Here is a 17,107-nt window from a genome sequence, read left to right on the forward strand (position 1 = left end):
GGAATATCAGAAATTATATCGTAGGAGGAATCGGATCCATATGAAAATTTATGTAGATGCAAAGGCTTCCCGCCAGGGAAACGGAAGCAAAGAAATGCCTTTTAAACACATTAATGATGCGGCACAAGTGGCAGTGGCCGGTGACGAGGTACTGGTAGCTCCGGGTATTTACCGTGAATATGTAAATCCCCAAAATGCAGGAACCGAAGAGTCCCGGATCACCTATCGCAGCACAGAGCCTTTAGGTGCTGTGATCACAGGAGCAGAGGAAGTGAAAGACTGGGACCTTTATCAGGATACCACATGGGTAACCCGGATCAACAATTCTATTTTCGGAAATTATAATCCTTATACTACATATGTATACGGCGACTGGTATTTTGCCGGAAGGAGCAAACATACAGGAGCCGTATATCTCAACGACAAGATGCTTTATGAGGCAGAGAGTCTGGAGGCATGTATAGAAGGAAAAGTCTATGAATGCTCCTGGGAGCCGGAAGCCTCTGTCTATAAATGGTATGCCCAGCAGGATGGGGACGAGACTGTGATCTACGCAAATTTCCAGGGAAAAAATCCCAATGAGGAAAATGTAGAGATCAATGTCCGCCGGGAATGCTTTATGCCCTCAGAAACAGGCATCGGCTATATTACCGTCAGCGGTTTCAATATTAATAAGGCAGCAACCACCTGGGCGCCGCCGGCAGCCTACCAGGACGGTATGATCGGCCCTCACTGGTCTAAAGGCTGGATCATCGAGGACTGCGAGATCAGCAACAGTAAATGTGCCGGTATTTCTCTTGGTAAATATCTGGATCCGGACAACGACCATTACTTTACCTATAAACATGTGAAAAGCCCCACACAGATGGAGCGTGATGCTGTATGCCGAGGCCAGTACCATGGCTGGCTGAAAGAAAAAGTAGGAAGTCATATTGTCCGCCGCTGCAATATTCATAACTGCGAACAGGGCGGAATCATCGGACGTATGGGAGGGGTATTCTCTATTATCGAGGATAACCATATCCATCACATCAACAACATGATGGAACTGGGCGGAGCAGAAATTGCCGGCATCAAAATGCATGCGGCTATTGACGTGATCTACCGCCGGAATCATATCCATCACTGTACTATGGGAATCTGGTGCGACTGGGAGGCTCAGGGTACCCGTATTACCCAGAACCTGCTTCATGACAATCAGAAGCCGGAATTCGCCAAACAGCTGAAAGGCGGTATGATGAGTCAGGATATTTTCGTAGAGGTGGGACACGGTCCTACACTTATTGACAACAATATTCTTCTTTCCGATGCCTGCCTGCGTATGGCTACAGAAGGGGTTGCTATGGTCCACAACCTGATCTGCGGTGCGCTGACCTGTGTAGGAGATGGTACAGGTCCTCGTTACACACCTTATCACATTCCACACCGGACAGAAGTCATGGGATTTATGACCATTCTTCATGGCGATGACCGTTTCTATAACAACATTTTCGTACAGAAATGGCCGTCCAAGCCTTTCATCACTCTGCGAGACAGCTCTGAGGGAACCGATGAGGAGAACCGGGAAGTAGGCACTCATGTAATGGATGAGTATCCTACTTATGATGAATGGATCAAAATGTTTGATATGGATACAGACACACCGGATATGAAAAAACTGGAGCCGGCTCATGGCGAAAAGCTTCCTGTATGGGTAAAAGGCAACGTTTATTTCAACGGTGCCAAAGCATACAAAAAGGAAACCGGCAATCTGGTGGATACGGAACATGAAGTAACCGTTGACCTGAACATGGAAGACGGCTGTCCGGTACTGTCCACAAACCTCTATGAATTCCTTGGAGACTTTGCAGACAGTATGGTAAACAGCGACATCCTGGGCTATGCCTTTGAACCGGAAGAAAGATTTGAAAATCCAGACGGAACAGACATTATCTTTGACAGCGATTATTTTGGAAACCACAGAGGCATCCGTGTCCTTCCCGGACCATTTGCCAATGCAGAAGATGCAGGAAAAAAACTTTTTTCCTGAACTGTCAGAATTAAAAAGAAAATGGTTTGGAATATATTGACAAACATAAAACCCTAATGCTATAATCACGTTGTTAGTACTAACTAACCCATGTGCATATAAATATGCCTTGGGTTAGTTAGTTTTTGAGATAAGGTTAGCGTATACTAACCTTATAAAAACCGTGAACTTGCGGGCATGTTCCTTTGGATTATTGCCTGCAGGAATAAAAAACATTGGAGTGAAGATATGAATTTTCTGAAGAGCAAAAAGAAAGTAATCCTTATTCTTCTTATCATCGCAGTCATAGCTGGCGCTTTTGCCATCTATCAGTATACCGGGCCAAAAGAAGTGACTAATTATGATGTGGAGTTTGAAACAGACCAGGAAAAGCCGGAAGATGAAAGCACGCCCAGCAGTGTGGAGGAAGGAATCCAGATCCCCGGCTATGAGTCTATTACCATCCCGGCAGGGACAACAGATGTATCTGTGGAACTGATGAATCCGGAAGAAAATAATGTATATTTTGAGATTTCTTTCTATCTTCCGGAAACGGACGAGATTATTTATACCTCCAAGATGATCCAGCCTGGCCAGCACCTGTATGAGATCACTCTGGACAAGGCTATGGAAGCAGGAGAGTATCCTCTGACTATCCGGTATGCAACGTACAGCGCCGATGAGGCCATGACCCCCAGAAACGGGGCGGAAGTGAACTGTACGCTGATCGTCCGGTAAAAATTATAAAGGAGATGTTACTGCGCCAAAAGCGCTTAACATAAGGCAGGTCTTAAGCGGCACGGAGGACCTGGTCTTTGCGGCGGGAGCAGGCGGCATGTGCCGTGTCTGCCTGGATCATCCTCCGCAGGAATCATAGAAATATCGTTCTAAAAGAAGGGAGAATATCAATGAGACTTAATAAGATCGTATCAGGAGCTGCTGTGGCAGCTATGTTAGGAACTATGATGTGTACCACGGCTTTTGCGGCGGACTATACAGATGGAAATTACACAGGAGAGATCCATTTCCTGAACGCCAACGGATCCGGTAATACTAGTATGTGTGATCCTATTTTTGTTCATAATGCAGATTTAACGCTAACAGCCGATAATGCAGAACTGACTTTTTATGTGGCTTATCCGATCCCAGCATTCTCGGATCAGGGGGCTGATGGGACTGTTAAAGATGTTGTGTTTACAGTAAATGATACGGAGTATACTGCAGAGTCAGATATAACTACTAAACCGGAAAAAGAATTTGATACTACTTCCGCCCTTTTCGGAGTAAATGAGGGGGATGTACTGACTACACAGGTTCTTACCGTTGATCTTCCAAGGGATGCAGTGGATGATCTGGAAGCAGGTACGATCAGTGTCAGTGCGTATGTAAATGTTGTAATGAATTCTACTCAGAATTTCTTTATTCAGGTAACTAACATTCAGTCAGTGGGAGGAACAACAGAGCCTGCAGATACTAAGGATATGCAGATCACCGCTGATGTACAAGAAGTAGTTTCTGAGCCGACCTATACGGTAACTGTACCTGGGTCTGTTGAGCTGGGGACTCTCAGCACAGAGGAAGACAACTCCTCACCCTACACAGTAGATGTGGCAGCTTCCAACCTGAATGGAACTCTTTCTGTATCAGCACCTGAGACCGGTAATCTGACCAGCGGTGACAACACACTGGCCTTTGCCAACAGTTTTGGAACACAGAACGTAACAGCAGATACAGAGAACGGCAAACTCAGCGGCGCTATCAGCGTATCAGCTTCTGACGTAGCAGCAGCCGCAGCAGGAAATTACACAGGAACAACTACTTTCAGCATTACATATTCAGCAAACTAAAAGCAATAAAATGTATAAATATTCTCGATTTTGACTAATGCGACAGCATCGTATCTAAAAACGGATTTTGAATGGAGGGAAGCATGAAACAGAAAATAGGCTGGAAGAAAATGGGCATGAAATTTCTGACAGTCCTTACAGCACTGGGCCTGTTATGGCAGCCTTTAGATATAAATGCCGCAGCTTGGGGCAGGACCTCCGATTCCTATACAGTAAACGGCACCTTTCATATCGATCAGTTTGGGGAATATGACATTAACGCAGAGGTTACAGTAACTGATGGAGTTATTACCGCTGTGGAGATCACAGGGGATAACTTCGGAGGAACCTATGGAGACTATAACCAGAATGTAAAATTGCCGGAGGCAATTGCAGGTATGGCAGAGAAGTTTATCGGGCTGGGGGATACAGACAGAGATGGGATCCAGGGGCTGGACGCTGTATCAGGGGCCACCTATTCTTCCAACGGGATCAAAGAAGCGGTTATGAATGCTCTTGGACTGGAGGAAGAGGAAACCTCCGGAAATGTACCCGCTCAGGTTCCGGAAGCCGGGACTTATCAAGTAACTGTGGCGGTCCGCAGTGATGTAGTAGACCATAGTCTGGTCCAGACAGATACCGCCCAGGCGGTACTTCAGGTAGATGAGAGTGGGCAGATGAAACTGTCTTATACCATGGTTTCCGGTACAGACCAGGAACCTATGTATATACTGGGTGTGAACGGATATTATGTAAATAATGACCGGGCGGGAGCTCTTTCCATGGACGGGGTTGATTATAATACCACATCATCAGGAGACTATACTGTAGTAACCGATGTAACCTATCCTCTCTCGGGACTGAGCCAGTATTATTATACAAACACCTATCTGTACGTACCGGCCATGAGCAATCTGAACGGAGAGATCAGCGGCATATACTTCGAGAACGGACACTTCAGTGTGGATACCATTGTGACGGTGTACTGGGATACTCTTACAAAGCAGGGAAATGACAGTAGTATGGAAATTACCGCAAATGTGGCGGAAAATATTTCCTCTCCCTCCTATGGAGTTTCTGTTCCTTCGTCCATTGCCATGGGCGGGCTCAGTACTCAGCAGGATAATATAAAACCCTATGAGATCAAAATATCTGCAGAGAACAAAGAAGGTCTGGTTACAGTAACAGCACCGGATCAGGGAAATCTGGAAAATGCCGGGGAGAAAACCCTGAGATTTTATAATGACTTCGGCACCCAGATCTTTAATGCCTCAGACGGATCTGTCTCAACGGCCACAGAAGCAGCCAGGGCAAACACTTTAAATGCAGTGGGGACTGATGGTTCTTCCAATATTGAGACAGACACCGGAGATACAGAAGGGGGAACCCCTCTGTACGGAAATATTACGATAACTGCAGAAGATGTATCCAATGCAGTTCCCGGTAATTATACCGGAACAACAACCTTTACTATTTCCTATTCTGAAAACGGAGAAGATCCGGATAACCCGGGCGGAGAGAATCCGGATAACCCAGGAGGGGAAGACCCGGATAATCCGGGAGGAGAGGATCCGGACAATCCAGGAGGAGAAGACCCGGATAACCCGGGAGGGGAAGAGCCGGATAATCCGGGAAGCGAAGATCCCGGACAGGACCAGGGCATGGAGGCCGGCAGATATACGGCAGACGTGGCTCTGTGGCATGCTACAAATAATACCTTATCTATGGGAAACGCAGCTCTGAATCCCCAGGGAGTCATTGTGGCAGATGAAGATGGAAATATGTCTCTGCAGCTGACCTTTCAGTCTTTAAATATTTCGGGTATAGAAGGCTATCTGTACAGGCTGAAAAAAGTGGATATGTCCACGGTGGTCTATAATCAGTACAATTATCCCTCCTCTTATGAGGCGGAAGATGCAGAGATCCTGGAAACTTTTGAGGGAATCTATGACTCTTTTAATGACCCGGACTCAGCTTCCTATGATGCAAACACCGGAGGAAATGAATATCCCAGGGTCATCTCCATCCCCATAGAGCAGGATGAGGATATGAACTATGTGGAGATTTATGTTCCGGTCATGGAGTCTATCGGCGCAGGACAGGGAACACAGCTGGCCAGGCTGCATATTGACTGGGATTCTGTGGAGAAGGTTTCAGAAGATCCGGGCACAGAAGACCCGGGAACGGACGATCCAGGCACGGAAGATCCGGGCACAGAAGATCCGGGAACAGAGGATCCGGGCACAGAAGATCCGGGAACAGATGACCCAAATGAAGAAGACCCGGATGACAGCGCCCCCCTTGACATCCGTAATCTTGCTGACGGAGTATATTCTCTTACAGGCCGGATGGTGAAGGTGGATAAAACCACTCTTTCCATGTCAGACAATGCCATCAACCACACGATTAAACTGACGGTGACAGATGGAAAATACTATCTTACCCTGGATTTCAGGGGCCTGACCATTGGAGACAGGCTGGGCTATCTAAGTGAACTTAAGTATTATCTGACAGGCTATACCCTGGATGAATATGGAAATCCGGTGGGAGATCTGGCAGATGTTACCGTAGATTCCTATCAGATAAATGAAGATGGTTCTCGGATCAGCGATCAGTATGGAACGGATTATCCCGACTTTGTGACCTTTGAAATGATTCCCGAAGCATTGGAAGACGGTTATGTGCCTCTTCAGGTATTTGTACCTATTATGGAGTCCATCGCAGCGGGTACGGGAACCCAGCCGGTGTTTCTGAGCCTGGACTGGAGTACCATTGAAAAAACATCTGAGGACGATCCGGATTTCAATAATGATGCAGACGGAGATGATGACAGCAATGGGGGAGAGGATAACAACAACGGGACTACCACTCCAACTGGAAGCTCCGGTCTCAGCGGCGGCTCCGGTCTGACCGGCGGTTCCAGCTTGACGGGAGGCTCCAGCCTGACCGGGGGTTCGTCTCTAAAAGGAGGGTCCTCTTTAGGCAGCTCTTCCCTGGGAAGCGGATCCTCTCTGAACAGCGGCCTTTCCACGGCTTCCGGAGCCAAGACAGGAGACGATGCGAATTTTGGATATGTATGGCTTCTGCTTTTGGCGGGAGGCGTGATGGTAGTCTGCGCTGTCAGGATAAGATATAATCGCAGAAAATAATACAGCATACCCAGGCACAGTGGCCTGAATCATTATATTAGTCCGGAAAAGCAGGGCTGTAATGTCAACTTGTGAGACAGCAGCCCTGCTTTCAGTATACTTTGAAAGGATAGTTATATGTTGCTTTGACATAGAACTTTCTTTCTTCCATTGTCTCCTATACTTTTCCCTGTCTCTAAAGTATAATGGGAATAACAGTAAGAAGATTTTAAGGAGACAAAGAAATGCCGATGATACTTGTTTTGGAAGATGATCCGGAGCTGAACCAGACGATCACCAGCGTCCTGAAAAAAGAAGGCTATCGGGTTTTCTCTGCATATTCCTGTAAAGAAGCAAAGAACTTTTCAGAAACTCACACCCTGGATATGGCAGTGCTGGATATCAATCTTCCCGATGGAGACGGGTTCCGGTTTTGCCGATGGCTGAAGGCCAGAAGCCAGGTCCCGGTACTGTTCCTGTCTGCCCGTGACCTGGAAGAAGATATGCTGAAAGGCTATGATCTGGGCGCTGAGGATTATGTGACAAAACCCTTTTCTATAAAAATATTGCTGAAAAAGATCTCTGTAATCCTTTCAAGAGAACCGAAGAACTTCAATATTTACGACGACGGTTTTTTAAGGATTGATTTTGAACTGGGAAAGGTCCAAAAGGGAAAAGAGGAATGTCCGGTTACCCCTACAGAGTACCGGATCTTAAAAAAGCTGATCCAGAATAAAGGCCAGCTGCTTACCTATTCCCTGCTGCTGGATTCTTTATGGGAAGAGGGCGTCCAGCTGATGGACAAGCATGCTTTGGCAGTGAATATAAACAGGCTGCGGAAAAAAATCGAGACGGAGGAACATTCCTATATTTCTAATGTATATGGAATGGGTTATATATGGAAATAGTACTGCTTATAGTAATCCTCTTGCTGCTGGTGCTGGCGGCATTTCTACTATGGAAAATACATGTCTTAAAACAGGATATTTACAGGTTTACAAAGAACCTGGACACGGCCCTGAATACTATGCTGAGCGGAAAAAAGCTGGAAACAAGACCTTATGGCGAAGACGATCTGTGGGGGATGATCTATGAAAGACTGCTGAGACTTTCCAACATGTATACCCATAAAAATAAAGAGATATCCGAAGAAAAAGAATTATTGAAAGAACTGGTTTCTGACATATCTCACCAGACGAAAACCCCCATTGCCAATGTAAAACTGTACCTGGAGATGATGGAAGAAGATAAAGAAAATATTCCGGAATATATGAAAAAGCTGAATCTCCAGGCAGATAAATTAGATTTTCTTCTCCAGAGTATGGTTAAGATTTCCAGACTGGAGACCGGGACCATTAAGATACAGAAACAGAAACTGCCCATAGCCCGGACTTTGGCGGAATCCATAGCTGCAGTGGTGCCAAAAGCGGATAAAAAGAAAGTACAGATTTTTGCAGAGTGCGATGAAAACCTTATGCTGGACCATGATAAAAAATGGACGGGAGAAGCGTTGTTTAACATCCTGGATAACGCTGTAAAATATACAGAACCAGGGGGAAGGGTACATATTTCTGTGTGCAGACAGGAGGTCTTTACAAGGATCGGCATAAAGGACACAGGAAAGGGAATTGTGCCGGAAAGGCAGGGCGCTGTTTTCAATCGTTTTTACCGGGAGCCGGAGATTCACGACAGTGAGGGAATCGGGATCGGCCTGTATCTGGCCCGAAAGATCATCACGATGCAGAACGGTTATATTGAGTTAGAATCTCAGGCGGGACAAGGAAGTACCTTCAAAATTTATCTTCCAAATACGGATTAGGAAAAATCACAGTTTTGTGATTTTTTCTTTTTGTGAACGGTTTGTGATTATTATGCTCTATTTTTATGATATCAGGATTGTGAGAGCACGCAGTGAGCAATTCTGCATCATAGGATTATAGGAGATAGGAAGATGAAGGATATATTGGTAAGGACCCGGGGACTAAAGAAATATTATCAAGTGGGCAGTCAGACAGTAAAAGCCCTGGACGGCGTAGATCTGGAAGTGAGAGAAAGGGAATTTGTCTCGATTATCGGGAAATCGGGAAGCGGAAAAAGCACCCTTCTGCATATGATCGGCGGTCTGGACGTGCCCAGCGAGGGACAGGTGATCGTAGACGGAATGAACCTGGAGAAAATGAACAGAGAAGCCCTTGCTTTATACAGGAGACGTAAAGTAGGCTTTATTTTTCAGCAATACAACCTGATACCGGATCTGAATGTCTATGATAATATCCTGTTTCCTCTGGAACTGGACGGAAGGCAGGTGGATAAAAAATTTATCTGGGAACTGATGGCAGTCTTAAATATTTCCAATAAGAAGGAAATGCTTCCCTCTATGCTTTCCGGAGGAGAGCAGCAGCGGGTGGCTATCGCAAGGGCTCTGGGAGCAAAGCCCTCGATTATCCTAGCTGACGAGCCTACAGGAAATCTGGATACAATGGCCAGCCACGATGTGATCGGCCTGCTGAAGGTTCTGGCAAAGCAGTACCAGCAGACCATTATCCTGATCACCCATGACGGGGATATCGCCCAGATGGCGGATCGGATCGTCAGGATCGAGGATGGAAAGATCCGGAAAGGAAGTGAGCCTTATGCTGGGAAATAATAACAAAAAGATTTTGAACAAACTGGCAAAGAACACCCTCCGGAGAAATAAAAAACAGATGAGTATTTTATTTCTTACCATTTGTTTGTCAGCTTTTATGCTGTTCAGCGTATTCACCCTGGGGATCACCTATCTGGATCTCAGCAGGCAGCAGGATACCAGACTGAACGGGGCAGAATATGATATTGCCCTTATGAACGGATTTACGGAACAACAAAAAGAAAGTCTGGAGGAAAATTCTTTTACACGGAGCGTAGGGACAGAGTCCTATGCCGGGTATGTTAAGAGCACAGAATACGACCACACTGTGGATACTGGCCTGTTGTGGTGCGACCAGACCTTCTGGGAGGAGCAGATGGCTCCTGCCAGAACGAAAACAGAAGGTTTCTATCCTCAGGAGAAAAACCAGCTGATGGTTACAAGAGAGGGGCTGAAGGCTTTGGGAAAAGAGGACCTTCAGATAGGAGACAGTCTTTCTCTGACCTATGAGGATAATACCGGGATCCATACCGGAGAATTTGTCATAAGCGGGATCTGGGACGGATATGGAGACAAGGCTCCTGTATTTGTATCAGAAGAATTTTATAAGCAGTCCGATTATCGTCTGGAATACGACGGGATCCTTTGCATTAAGCTGAAGCAGGACTTCCTTCTGCCGGGAACCATCGATAAAATAGAAGACTCCCTGGAGCTGTCAGAAAGACAGGCTTTTCAGCCTTCTCCCTATATTGAAAATTCCTTAAAAATACTTGCAGGGATATGGGGATTAAGTGCGGTGATCTGCTTAAGCGCTTACCTGCTGATCTACAATATTTTGTATCTCTCTGTATCCGGAAAAATCCGTTACTATGGGTTACTTCAGGCTTTGGGAATGACCAGAAAACAAATATTGGAATTTATCAAAAAGCAGATGCTTCTGATCAGTGCAGGAGGAATTGCCGCAGGCATTGTACTGGGGATTTTGACCTCTCTGATTTTGATACCTTATGTGATGGAAATCCTGGGGATTTCTATGGAAGATATGAAATTGTCGTTCCATCCCTTTATACTGCTTGTCAGCACTGCCGTCTCCGGTACCGCTGTATTCCTGGGGATCCGGAAGCCTGTGGGGAAAGCAGCGGATACCTCGCCTGTAGAAGCAGTAAAGTACAGGGGGATCGGGAATGCCGGACCAGGCAGCAGGAGGGTAAGAAAGAAAAACCTGCTCTGGACCATGGCCTGGGAGCAGATCCGGAAGGATAAGAAAAAATCCGCCGTGGTATTTTTATCCCTGGCAGCCAGCCTGTCTGTATTCTGCTGTCTGACCGCGATCATCAGCAGCCATGGAAGCCGCACTGTAGTACCCAATTACTGGGATGCAGATCTGACTATACGAAACAGCACCCAGACTACAGAGGAGATAAATTCCCTGAAGCCGGTTCTGGACGGCAGATTTCTGGATGAACTAAAGAAAATTGAGGGGATCCGGGAACTGCATATGGTGGATGGTGCGCCGGTGACTTTTCCGGAAGACAGTTTTTTCCGGGAGTGGATGCAGAATTATGCAGGATCCAGACCTTATCTCTCTTACACGGAAATCCTTTCTCAGTACAGGGAAAAGCCGGAAAGTTTTTACGGGATGGTGAAAGGAATCGATGAGGAAGAATTTGATTATCTGAACCAGACATTGGAAGAACCTGCAGATAAAGCCGCCTTTCTTGCCGGAAAGCAGTGTATCCTTTACTATCCGGGATTTCAGGTGCCGGATGGATATGTGGGAGAAAAGAACATTCATTTTTCCTGTGGGGGGAAGCAATTTTCCATTTCTATTGCCGCAGTCTGCCATGAGTGGTATTATGGAGGAACGAGAAATATCGGCCCCAATCTTATTGTGAGCCAGGATTATCTGGAAAGCCTTGGAAATCAACTGTATACCCTTAATCTGAACATAAAGTACAGGGAAACTTATGATAAAACCACAGAAGGAAAAATCCGGGAGCTGATAGAGGACAGTTCCAACAGCAGTGATCTGATTCTGGAATCTAAACTGGAAAACATGCAGACGATCCAGGATTCTCAGGGAAACATGATGGAGATCGGCACAGTGATCTCACTGCTGCTTTTGCTGGTGGGAGCCCTGAATTACGGGAATACTATGGCAGCCAGTATTCAGAGCCGGAAGCTGACCTTTGCCATAATGGAAAGCCTGGGCATGTCTGATAGGCAGATACGAAAGCTTCTTGTGAGAGAAGGGCTGCTGTATGCCTATTTTTCTATTATTATTACCATGACGGCAGGCACACTGATCACTTATATATGCTTTCAGGCTGTAAATTATACAGGGATTCCTTTTTCCGTTCCGGCGTTACCTCTGGTATGCAGCGGAGGACTGCTTGTTATCCTATGTATAGGAGTTCCTCTGCTTTCCTACAGAAGACTTCGGGGGAATCCTTCTATTGTGGAACGGCTGCGGGAGTATGAGGAGTAGGAAAGATGACAGGAAATGGCCGGAGCATAGGTGTCTGGTTTGGGACACAGGGAGGAAAAGTATGGATTACAGAATATTAGTTGTGGAAGATGAGCCGGATATCAATAACCTTCTGGCCAGGATACTGAGGGAAGAAGACTATAAGGTTTTGCAGGCTTTTTCCGGAACAGAGGCTCAAATGGCGACGGAAAGGGAAATGCCGGACCTTATCCTGCTGGATCTGATGCTGCCGGGAATGTCCGGGGAGGAATTTCTCAGGAATCTGAGGGAGCATCAGAGTTCTCCTGTTCCGGTGATCGTAATCTCCGCAAAAGGACTGCTGGAGGACAAAGTCTCTCTGCTGAAAATGGGCGCAGATGATTATATTACAAAACCTTTTGAGCCCGAGGAAGTGGCCGCCCGTGTCCAGGCAAATTTAAGACGGTGGGGAAAAGAGCCGGAGGCAGAAAAGCCTCTGACCTATAAAAATCTGAAGCTTTCTCCCGGTGCCAGGAAGGTGACTCTGAGGGGAAAAGAGCTGGCTCTTACAGGCCATGAGTTTGATATTCTGTATCTTCTCATGAAGAATCCGGAAAAGGTGTATTCCAGAGAGCTGCTCTATGAGCAGGTATGGCATGGAGGGTACTACGGAGAAAACAATACAGTAAACGTCCACGTAAGCAATATAAGGAAAAAAATAAAGGAAGAAGATCCCGGTGAAGAGTATATCCAGACCGTATACGGCATCGGCTTTAAGCTTCCATGAGCATATGAATCTTCACATCTTTATAACTTCTTTAAAAGTTCTTTATGACTTATTAAAAGGGAAAAAAGTAGAATACGTTTGTCAGCCGGAATACTGCAGACTGACAGACGTATTTTTGTATGAGGAGGAAATGAGATGAATGGGTATGTTATGGAAACAAGACAGGTTACGAAAACCTACGGTTCCTTCCTGGCATTAGACCATGTAAATATCCATGTGAGAAAGGGCTGTATCTACGGACTTGTAGGAGATAACGGGGCGGGAAAGAGCACGCTTTTGAAGCTTCTGGCAGGCCAGAGTTTTCCAACCAAAGGAGAGATCGAGATACTGGGAAAACATGGGCAAAAAGACCTGGAAAATGTGCGGAAACAGATGGGATGTATGATCGAACAGCCGGGATTTTTCCCCAATATGACCGTGGAACAGACCTTGAGATATTATTGTATCCAGAAAGGGATACCGGACAAAGGACAGATCCTGGAAATGATGAAGATGACGGGGATTTATGAAAAGAGGAAGAGCAAATGCGGCACACTTTCCCTGGGTCAGAAACAGAGGCTTGGGCTGGGGATTGCCATGCTGGGTGAACCGAAAATCCTGATTTTAGACGAGCCTATCAATGGCCTGGATCCCAGCGGGATCATAGAATTCCGGAATCTTCTCAGAAGGTTAAATGAAGAGAAAAGGATTACTATTTTGCTGTCCAGCCACATTCTGGCGGAACTGCAGCAGATTGCAGACGTTTACGGATTTTTAAGCAGAGGCGTCCTTCTGGAAGAAATCAGTACAGAGGAGCTCAGGGAGAAATGCGCCGACTGCATTGAACTTTCCCTCTCAGATACAGCGGGCTACTGTGTCTTCCTGGAAAAGACCTTTCCGGAAGAAAACTATAAGGTTTTGCCTCAGGAAAGGGTAAGGATCTATGCTCCCAAAAGGCCGGGAGAGGCCTACAGCCGGCTGGCTGCCGAACATGATATTGCCATTAAAAGCATGCAGATTTTGCAGTCTTCTCTGGAAGATTATTATATGAAGCTGAAAGAAAGAGGTGCAGGAAAATGATGAATTATACCAAAAGTGAATTCTACCGGATCTTTATTACCAAGGAAATTTATGCTGCGGCAGGTCTGCTGGCGGGAATTGCTTTGCTGCTGAATGTTGCTTTATATTTTTTCGGAAATTCTTATGCAAACACTTCTTTTTCCTATTCCAATCTGGTGGCAAATCCTATGGTTTTTGCCTTTATGGGAATGATCATTCCCTTCCTTTTCTATGAAGGGGGCAAACGAAATGGGAACCTGAAAAATACCGTTGCCGGAGGAATTTCCAGGGTGAAAATATTTGCAGGAGAATGTGTGGTAAGCCTGGCAGTATCCACCCTCCTTATGGCGGTCACCATGGGCGTCTGGGTGCTCAGTGCAAACCTGCTTCTTGAAAAGTCCGGGCCTGTGGAATGGAAGGATTTTCTGGGAGAAGGAGCCGCCATGTATCTCATCGCAGCAGCTTGTCTCATATCCGGTATCCTGTTTCTGGAAATTTTCGATAAAAGTATTATAGGTATCCTGGTCTGGGCGGCTTTGTGGTTTCTGCTTCCGGAAGCTTTTATGTATCTGGCCATCCGCTTTCCTGTTCTTTATCAGCCGGCTATGTGGCTTCCCAATAATTTTCTGGCAGTCAATACTTCCCATGTAAATACCCGGGAGTGTATCACGGCCTGGGAGACCATGGAAGGAATGACCCGCTGCGTACTTTCCGGTCTGGCCGGATGTATCATCTTTGGTATTTCCGGCGCAGTGCTGCTGAAAAGAAGGGACCTTTAAAGAATAAAAATAGAAGAAAAATTTTCACAGGAGGAAAAGGTTATGCTGTGCGGGGGCTTGCTATTTATATCGATTATCCTGGGAGGATTCTTTGCTTTTCGCTATTTTTCTCTTCTCTATGCAATGAAAAAAACAGAGGAGGAAATCCGGGAAATACAACAGGACCTTACCCAGAACCAGATGCTGCATCTGCCCGTCCCAAGCCCGGCTTTAGGGAGACTTCTGGGTGCATTTAATAAAGTGCTGGGAGAAATCCGGGAGGAAAGAATGGACTATGAGAGAAGAGAAAAAGCATTTCAAAAGCAGATAGAAAATATCAGCCACGATCTCCGTACTCCGCTGACGGTAATACTGGGGTACTTGAAAATGCTGAAAAAACACCCGCAGGCAGGGATCTCCCAAGACCCGGAACTGGCGGATACCCTGGGAATCCTGGAACAAAAAGCAGAAAGAATGAATGCTCTGGTAAATCAGTTCTACGAGTATTCCCGTCTGTGTGCAGGGGATTTTGAAATGGAGATGGAAAAAACAGATCTATCCAGAGTCCTTCGGGAATCTCTTTTGGGAAACTGCCGGATCCTGGAGGAAGCACATTTGAAGGTAGAGGCAGATCTTCCCCAACATCCTCTGTGGATCATGGGAAATCAGTCTGCGCTGGAACGGATTTTCCTCAACCTGTTCCAGAATGGAGGAAGGTACGCAGAAACCCTATTCCGGATTATTGTAAAAGAAGAAAAAGAGACGGTTTTGGTTTCCTTTATCAATGATACAAAGAAGCTGTCAAGGGAGGATCTTCCCCGCCTTTTTGACCGGTTTTATGTACAGGACAGCGCCAGGAGCCAGGGAGGAACCGGCCTGGGACTGACAGTGGCAAAATCTCTGGCAGAAGAAATGGGAGGGACTTTGGAAGTAAGTGTTCCTGAGAAGCCTGGAGAAGAGGAAACACAGGATCTTTTAGTCTGCTTTGAACTGAAATTTAAGGTAAAGGGGACATGCCTGCAGGCTCATTTGGCAACTGCTGGGAAGGGCTTTGCCTCTTGTAAGAGTGAAAAATCGGCTGTATAATATTTTTATATTTCCGGCTGTGGAATAAGTGCATATTTTCTGCCAGCCGCCAGAAGGAGAGAACAGACATGACAAAAGATATGACAGAAGGGCCGATCATACCACAGCTTACAAAATTTACCATTCCTTTGATCCTGGGAAACCTGTTCCAGCTTACCTATAATGCGGCGGATTCTGTGATCGTAGGAAAGTTCCTGGGAGACGACGCCCTTGCGGCGGTAGGAACTGCAGGCCCCATCATGAATATGGTTATTTTGTTCATCAGCGGAATGTGCATGGGCGCCGGTATCCTTATGAGCAGTTACTACGGAGCAAAAAGATATAACCGGCTGGAGCGGCAGATCAGCACTGCTATGATAGGAGGACTGATCTTTTCAGCGGTTATAGCAATCCTGCTGATACTTTTCGCCCATCCGATCCTGGAACTGCTTCAGGTTCCTGCTGATATTATAGATTCTGCCAAAGGATATCTGAGGATCATTTTTCTGGGACTGATTTTTACTTTTGTATATAACTTTTTTTCCAATACCCTGAGGGCTTTGGGGGACAGCAAGGTTCCCCTGTATTTTCTGATTATCAGCGCCTGTCTGAATGTGGCGGGAGATCTGTTTTTTGTGGTAGTTCTGAACTGGGGCGTGCCGGGAAGCGCCCTGGCTACCGTTCTCAGTGAAATGCTGTGCTGTCTGTGCTGCCTGATTTATATAAAAAGGAAGGTCCCTCTGCTTTGCCTTGGAAATAAGTGGAAGGTATTTGATCCCTCTCTGCTCTGGAAGACTTTCAGCTATGGGATTACCAGCGCTCTCCAGCAGATGTGCGTACAGCTGGGAAAGATCTGTGTGCAGACAGTGGTGAATGTTCAGGGAGTAGAATTTATTGCGGCTTTTACTGCCATTAACCGTGTGGATGACTTTGCCATGACGCCTCAGCAGAATATTGCTCACGCAAGCACCACTTTCATGGCGCAGAACCGGGGAGCCGGGAAGATTGAACGGATGAAAAAAGGCTTTTTCAGTTCGATCCTGCTTCAGGCAATTTATACGGCAGTTATTGCGGCGGTTACCTTTTTCTTTTCCAGACAGATCATGGAATTGTTTGTCGGAGAGAATTCAGAAGAGGTAGTTTCACTGGGAATTTCTTATCTGGTGCTGATCGCACCTATGTATGTCATGCCTGCGGCTACCAATATTATTCAGGGATATTTCCGGGGACTGGGAGACTTGAAGGTCACGTTGATCAGTACTATCCTGAATATGTCTGCCAGATTTTTTACCGCCTGGCTGATGATCCATGTGATGCATGGAGGATTTGACAGACTGGCCTGGGCGAATTTCTTCGGCTGGGTGGCTATGCTGGCCTTCCAGATTCCGATGATCACCTACAGGTGGAAGAAAGTGAAATAAAAAT

The 17,107-nt window shown here is 46.2% G+C and carries 13 protein-coding genes; all 13 read left to right on the plus strand.

Annotated features, from left to right (window positions below; translation table 11 throughout):
• Positions 1–40 precede the first annotated feature (40 nt).
• The 13 genes from B5G33_RS16220 to B5G33_RS16280 all read left to right on the plus strand — a co-directional run bounded on the left by B5G33_RS16220 (position 41) and on the right by B5G33_RS16280 (position 17,103).
• Complete coding sequence (locus B5G33_RS16220) at positions 41–2,029, plus strand: right-handed parallel beta-helix repeat-containing protein (protein ID WP_087418383.1); 1,989 nt, start codon at positions 41–43, stop codon at positions 2,027–2,029.
• A gap of 228 nt (positions 2,030–2,257) precedes the next feature.
• Positions 2,258–2,746, plus strand: coding sequence for a hypothetical protein (locus tag B5G33_RS16225; RefSeq protein WP_087418384.1), 489 nt, complete (start codon positions 2,258–2,260; stop codon positions 2,744–2,746).
• A 170-nt stretch (positions 2,747–2,916) separates the two neighbouring features.
• On the plus strand, positions 2,917–3,855 hold the full coding sequence (locus B5G33_RS16230; RefSeq protein WP_087418385.1) for a hypothetical protein: 939 nt from the start codon (positions 2,917–2,919) through the stop codon (positions 3,853–3,855).
• An 83-nt stretch (positions 3,856–3,938) separates the two neighbouring features.
• Complete coding sequence (locus tag B5G33_RS21760) at positions 3,939–6,983, plus strand: NEAT domain-containing protein (protein ID WP_204247419.1); 3,045 nt, start codon at positions 3,939–3,941, stop codon at positions 6,981–6,983.
• A 224-nt stretch (positions 6,984–7,207) separates the two neighbouring features.
• Complete coding sequence (locus B5G33_RS16240) at positions 7,208–7,870, plus strand: response regulator transcription factor (protein ID WP_087418387.1); 663 nt, start codon at positions 7,208–7,210, stop codon at positions 7,868–7,870.
• The gene (locus tag B5G33_RS16245; RefSeq protein WP_087418388.1) at positions 7,861–8,781 is read left to right on the plus strand and encodes a sensor histidine kinase; all 921 of its coding nucleotides are present in this window, start codon (positions 7,861–7,863) and stop codon (positions 8,779–8,781) included. Before B5G33_RS16240 ends, B5G33_RS16245 begins: the two co-directional genes overlap by 10 nt.
• 132 nt (positions 8,782–8,913) lie before the next feature.
• Positions 8,914–9,609: an ABC transporter ATP-binding protein gene (locus tag B5G33_RS16250; protein ID WP_087418389.1), complete on the plus strand. Its 696-nt coding sequence runs from the start codon at positions 8,914–8,916 to the stop codon at positions 9,607–9,609.
• Positions 9,596–12,076 (plus strand): ABC transporter permease, encoded by a 2,481-nt coding sequence (locus B5G33_RS16255; RefSeq protein ID WP_087418390.1) that lies wholly within the window; start codon positions 9,596–9,598, stop codon positions 12,074–12,076. The genes B5G33_RS16250 and B5G33_RS16255 overlap by 14 nt, the downstream gene beginning before the upstream one ends.
• A 61-nt stretch (positions 12,077–12,137) precedes the next feature.
• Positions 12,138–12,821: a response regulator transcription factor gene (locus tag B5G33_RS16260; RefSeq protein ID WP_087418391.1), complete on the plus strand. Its 684-nt coding sequence runs from the start codon at positions 12,138–12,140 to the stop codon at positions 12,819–12,821.
• Positions 12,822–12,956: 135 nt separating this feature from the next.
• The gene (locus B5G33_RS16265; protein ID WP_087274938.1) at positions 12,957–13,880 is read left to right on the plus strand and encodes an ABC transporter ATP-binding protein; all 924 of its coding nucleotides are present in this window, start codon (positions 12,957–12,959) and stop codon (positions 13,878–13,880) included.
• A complete protein-coding gene (locus B5G33_RS16270) occupies positions 13,877–14,638 on the plus strand; it encodes a hypothetical protein (protein ID WP_087418392.1) in 762 nt (253 codons plus the stop codon). The genes B5G33_RS16265 and B5G33_RS16270 overlap by 4 nt, the downstream gene beginning before the upstream one ends.
• A 42-nt stretch (positions 14,639–14,680) precedes the next feature.
• Positions 14,681–15,703: a sensor histidine kinase gene (locus B5G33_RS16275; protein WP_087274940.1), complete on the plus strand. Its 1,023-nt coding sequence runs from the start codon at positions 14,681–14,683 to the stop codon at positions 15,701–15,703.
• Positions 15,704–15,771: 68 nt separating this feature from the next.
• Positions 15,772–17,103 carry an MATE family efflux transporter gene (locus B5G33_RS16280; RefSeq protein ID WP_087274941.1) on the plus strand — a complete coding sequence of 444 codons (1,332 nt, stop codon included), beginning with the start codon at positions 15,772–15,774 and terminating at the stop codon, positions 17,101–17,103.
• The last annotated feature ends 4 nt before the right edge of the window (positions 17,104–17,107 follow it).

This window comes from Blautia sp. An81 (assembly GCF_002161285.1).
Lineage (GTDB): Bacteria > Bacillota > Clostridia > Lachnospirales > Lachnospiraceae > Blautia > Blautia ornithocaccae.

What these genes read in the sequence shown, in the direction of transcription:
- B5G33_RS16270 (WP_087418392.1), top strand. Translation starts at nt 13,877, where the DNA reads ATGATGAATTATACCAAAAGTGAATTCTACCGGATCTTTATTACCAAG.
- B5G33_RS16280 (WP_087274941.1), top strand. Translation starts at nt 15,772, where the DNA reads ATGACAAAAGATATGACAGAAGGGCCGATCATACCACAGCTTACAAAA.
- B5G33_RS16260 (WP_087418391.1), top strand. Translation starts at nt 12,138, where the DNA reads ATGGATTACAGAATATTAGTTGTGGAAGATGAGCCGGATATCAATAAC.
- B5G33_RS16225 (WP_087418384.1), top strand. Translation starts at nt 2,258, where the DNA reads ATGAATTTTCTGAAGAGCAAAAAGAAAGTAATCCTTATTCTTCTTATC.
- B5G33_RS16230 (WP_087418385.1), top strand. Translation starts at nt 2,917, where the DNA reads ATGAGACTTAATAAGATCGTATCAGGAGCTGCTGTGGCAGCTATGTTA.
- B5G33_RS16275 (WP_087274940.1), top strand. Translation starts at nt 14,681, where the DNA reads ATGCTGTGCGGGGGCTTGCTATTTATATCGATTATCCTGGGAGGATTC.
- B5G33_RS16255 (WP_087418390.1), top strand. Translation starts at nt 9,596, where the DNA reads ATGCTGGGAAATAATAACAAAAAGATTTTGAACAAACTGGCAAAGAAC.
- B5G33_RS21760 (WP_204247419.1), top strand. Translation starts at nt 3,939, where the DNA reads ATGAAACAGAAAATAGGCTGGAAGAAAATGGGCATGAAATTTCTGACA.
- B5G33_RS16250 (WP_087418389.1), top strand. Translation starts at nt 8,914, where the DNA reads ATGAAGGATATATTGGTAAGGACCCGGGGACTAAAGAAATATTATCAA.
- B5G33_RS16265 (WP_087274938.1), top strand. Translation starts at nt 12,957, where the DNA reads ATGAATGGGTATGTTATGGAAACAAGACAGGTTACGAAAACCTACGGT.
- B5G33_RS16220 (WP_087418383.1), top strand. Translation starts at nt 41, where the DNA reads ATGAAAATTTATGTAGATGCAAAGGCTTCCCGCCAGGGAAACGGAAGC.
- B5G33_RS16245 (WP_087418388.1), top strand. Translation starts at nt 7,861, where the DNA reads ATGGAAATAGTACTGCTTATAGTAATCCTCTTGCTGCTGGTGCTGGCG.
- B5G33_RS16240 (WP_087418387.1), top strand. Translation starts at nt 7,208, where the DNA reads ATGCCGATGATACTTGTTTTGGAAGATGATCCGGAGCTGAACCAGACG.